Raw genomic sequence first — 3,380 nt, 5'->3', positions numbered from 1 at the left:
AATTTCGTGAAGCCATAAATTGGTAACTCCTTATTCTTTACCACTTACCAGATTTGCTTTAAGACTGAATTCTTCGAGCTCCTGATTTTCAAGCCGGTGTTTAACAATACTGCCGGTAAATTCTACATTTTTCAGATAAGGTGATGCCTCTAAAATAGGTAATAATGCAGATGCCGAACCCAATGTCGTTCCGCTTAATTCCTTTAATTGGTCTTTTTCAAAGGTAACATTCTTTATCCATGCATTAGAAGGTAAAATATTGGACAATTCAAGGAGTAAATCCAGGTATTCTATTTTATCTTCCTTTGCACCCTGAAATAATTGAAATTCTTCTTGAATCTCCACTATTTCACTCAGGAGAGATTGATTTTTTGAGATAATTCCATCTATGGTTTCTAATTTCCGTTCTCTACTTATTAGATTCAAATGAAAAATACCATTTAATAAAATAAAGATTAGAGTGACTAAAATTCCTGTCTTTATATAATTAGTTTTTCGTAGTTCTTTTGCTCTAATCTCCTTCATTGGGGATAGGTCAATGCTTAATTTCCCCTTTTTTATCCCTCGCCATGCCGAGCTAATTGTGGCTAAGTTTCCTCCCTCTGAGGTCAAAGACGCAAGTGGGTCAATAATTATTGTTGAAATACCTAATTCTTGTTTTAAATTTTGGGCTATACCATTTGATATTCCTTTAGTAAGAATTATCTTATCAATTTTGAATCCCTCTGATGAGGTTTGAAAGTAATCAATAATTTTCTTTATCTCTTCTAAAAAAACTGTGTCATCTGTTAAGAAAGGAAGACTTTTGGTAAACTCCAGTTTCTCATTTTTTAAAAGACTTATTTCACTACAATCAGTTTCACTACTTATTAGCAGAGTAGTGTTGTGTTTGAATTCATTAGAAAATAGTTCAAGGCACAGGTTAATTATACTAAAAGATTCTACATCGACAAAAAGTGGCTTAAGTTCGATTTGAGATAAAAGTTGTAAGTAAGGGTCAACTACTTCTTTTCTAACCGCCACTAACAGAATATTAGTTTTCTTCTCAAATTGTCCTATAATCTGATAATCGTAATAAACCTCTTCAATAGGATATGGAATATGTTCTTCAACTTCATATTTTAGAGCCTGACTGATTAAATCTTTTTTTATCGGGGGTAATTCAATGATATTTACTAAAATCTGTCTTCTCGGAAGACCCAAACAGATATATTTTGTTTTAATATTATTCTTCTTGAAAAATCGCTTTATATATAAAGCAACTTCTGCTTCTCCAATATCTGTTGGTATCTCTTGAGTTTTAATTGAACTTAATTTCCGATAAGTTCCTTTTACCTGAGCAATATTAATCTTATCTTTACTGATTGTGAGTCCTATACTTATCATTTTTGATTTTCTATGACTAATATTCGTTCATAAACCTTTTCTTGAGGGCTAATATCAATTATGAAATCCTCAACACACTTATTTATAAAGTCCTTAAATAGCTGTTTATCAAATAGTCGGATATTTTCTTCATCATCTCCTACATAAGTATTAGATAGATTATCTTTATATTCCTTATCCCACAAAAGTCTATCTGTGGTTGCTTCAAAAAATGATATTGACATATTAATTTCAATATTCCTTTCAATATAAGGTTGATAATAATATATAAATTCCTTTTTTTCTTCAGAATAATAATTTTTAAGTTCCGACTTTTTATATCTACGGTCCTTAAATTCATTAATTTTAAGGACAAATAATCCATCAATAGATAAGATTTTGTATAAAAGCATTCTTTTTGATGAGTTTTCTATGTCCTGCTGGCTAATGGGTTCCTCTTGCGTTAAATCTTTTATCTCATAATCTTCTAAGATATAAAAAGGGTTTTCTTCAAGGACATTCATCTTAAATACCTGCGATAACATCTGGCTAATTTTTATTGCATTTTTATCATCTTCATTTTTTGAAAAGGAAAAGAGGGCAACTCGATTTATCTTATCAATCTTTATTTTGGACTCCAGGATTCTTTTAATGGGAATTTTTACCGTCGAAATCTTTATATGCGATGGAGTCTCTTTTTCTAAAGTAGTTGTTTGTGTTGAATTAAGACATTCTCTCTCAAATGAGTTAAGATTCTTTTGATACACAGGAATATCTGGAGCCAAACTGACTGCCTTTTGATAAACCTCTTTTGCCTTATCATTTAGATTGAAATATTCATAGACAACCCCTAAACTATTATATATTGATGCCTCTTGAGGTGCTAATTCTAATGCCTTTAAAAGATGGAGTTTAGCATCTTGCCAGAGGTCTAATCTGATATATTTAACCGCTATGTTGTGTTGAAGGATAGATTCTTTTTTTATCTGGGAAGATGTCGTTGTGCATCCCATTAATAAGAGAAGGGCTATTAATCCTGATTTATACCCTGACACGATTAATATCCTCCTTTATCTTATCTAAAATACCGTTGACAAACCTTGATGAGTCCTGAGTGCTATAAGTTTTAGCCAATTCTACGGCTTCATTAATCACAACCGCTCCAGGAATATCTTTCATTGCCATTAATTCAAGGGTAGCTATTCGCATAATATTGCGGTCAACGATAGCTATTCTGGAAAATTCCCAATTATCCGCATGGGAACTAATAAGGTTGTCAACCTCGGATAACCTTTTTAATACCCCTCTAATTAAAGAATCAGCAAACTCTTTAATTTCAGGTAATACATCCATATTCTCTTGCCAGAATATAGAAATGACCTCATCTGGCTCAGATTGAGATGCTTCAATCGCAAAGAGTACCTGAAGAGCTAATTCTCTTGCCTTTGATCTTTTCCTTTTCATTTAGACACTTTTATATAGATTAGCCATTTCAATGGCTGATAATGCCGCATCAAATCCCTTGTTACCACTTTTGGTTCCAGCGCGTTCAATCGCCTGTTCGATTGTATCTGAAGTGATAACTCCAAAAATGACCGGGATACCACTTTCTAACGAAACATTCGCAATCCCTTTAGCGACTTCATTACAAATATAATTAAAATGTGGCGTTTCTCCTCGAATGATGACTCCCAGACAGATAATAGCATCATATTTCTTCATATCTGCCATTTTCTTTGCGATATATGGAATTTCAAAAGAACCCGGGACTTTAACAATTTCAATATCATCTTCTTTTGCCCCATGTCGAACTAAGGCATCTAAACAGCCATCAACTAATTTAGATGTAATAAACTCGTTAAATCGGGAGACAATTACTCCTATCTTTAATCCCTTTGCCTCTAATTTTCCTTCATAAACCTTCATTTTCTCCAACCTCCTTAAGTTTGGTAATTGGTAATGGGTCAGTGAAATAGGGGATTCTCCTGAAAGTAGGAAGTAGGAGAGTAGGAAAG

4 protein-coding genes are annotated in these 3,380 nt (G+C 32.8%); all 4 read right to left on the bottom strand.

The window, feature by feature from the left end; genetic code table 11:
- Positions 1-30 precede the first annotated feature (30 nt).
- From pilM to ribE, 4 genes are read right to left on the bottom strand one after another with little or no spacing between them, the layout of a single operon-like run.
- On the bottom strand, positions 31-1,386 hold the full coding sequence (gene pilM / locus AB1422_18145; GenBank protein ID MEW6621221.1) for a pilus assembly protein PilM: 1,356 nt from the start codon (positions 1,384-1,386) through the stop codon (positions 31-33).
- Positions 1,383-2,420, bottom strand: a complete 1,038-nt coding sequence (locus tag AB1422_18140) for a hypothetical protein (GenBank protein ID MEW6621220.1) — start codon at positions 2,418-2,420, stop codon at positions 1,383-1,385. Before AB1422_18140 ends, pilM begins: the two co-directional genes overlap by 4 nt.
- The gene (nusB, locus tag AB1422_18135; protein ID MEW6621219.1) at positions 2,407-2,829 is read right to left on the bottom strand and encodes a transcription antitermination factor NusB; all 423 of its coding nucleotides are present in this window, start codon (positions 2,827-2,829) and stop codon (positions 2,407-2,409) included. Before nusB ends, AB1422_18140 begins: the two co-directional genes overlap by 14 nt.
- Entirely contained in the window at positions 2,830-3,291 is a 462-nt protein-coding gene (gene ribE / locus AB1422_18130; GenBank protein MEW6621218.1) for a 6,7-dimethyl-8-ribityllumazine synthase, read from the bottom strand.
- Positions 3,292-3,380 lie beyond the last annotated feature (89 nt).

The sequence above is a fragment of the bacterium genome, from assembly GCA_040757115.1.
Taxonomy (GTDB): domain Bacteria; phylum UBA9089; class CG2-30-40-21; order CG2-30-40-21; family SBAY01; genus JBFLXS01.
The sequence above is the reverse complement of the archived record's forward strand: the minus strand, read 5'-3'. Positions and strand labels throughout refer to the sequence as shown.

What these genes read in the sequence shown, in the direction of transcription:
- pilM (MEW6621221.1), bottom strand. Translation starts at nt 1,386, where the DNA reads ATGATAAGTATAGGACTCACAATCAGTAAAGATAAGATTAATATTGCT.
- nusB (MEW6621219.1), bottom strand. Translation starts at nt 2,829, where the DNA reads ATGAAAAGGAAAAGATCAAAGGCAAGAGAATTAGCTCTTCAGGTACTC.
- ribE (MEW6621218.1), bottom strand. Translation starts at nt 3,291, where the DNA reads ATGAAGGTTTATGAAGGAAAATTAGAGGCAAAGGGATTAAAGATAGGA.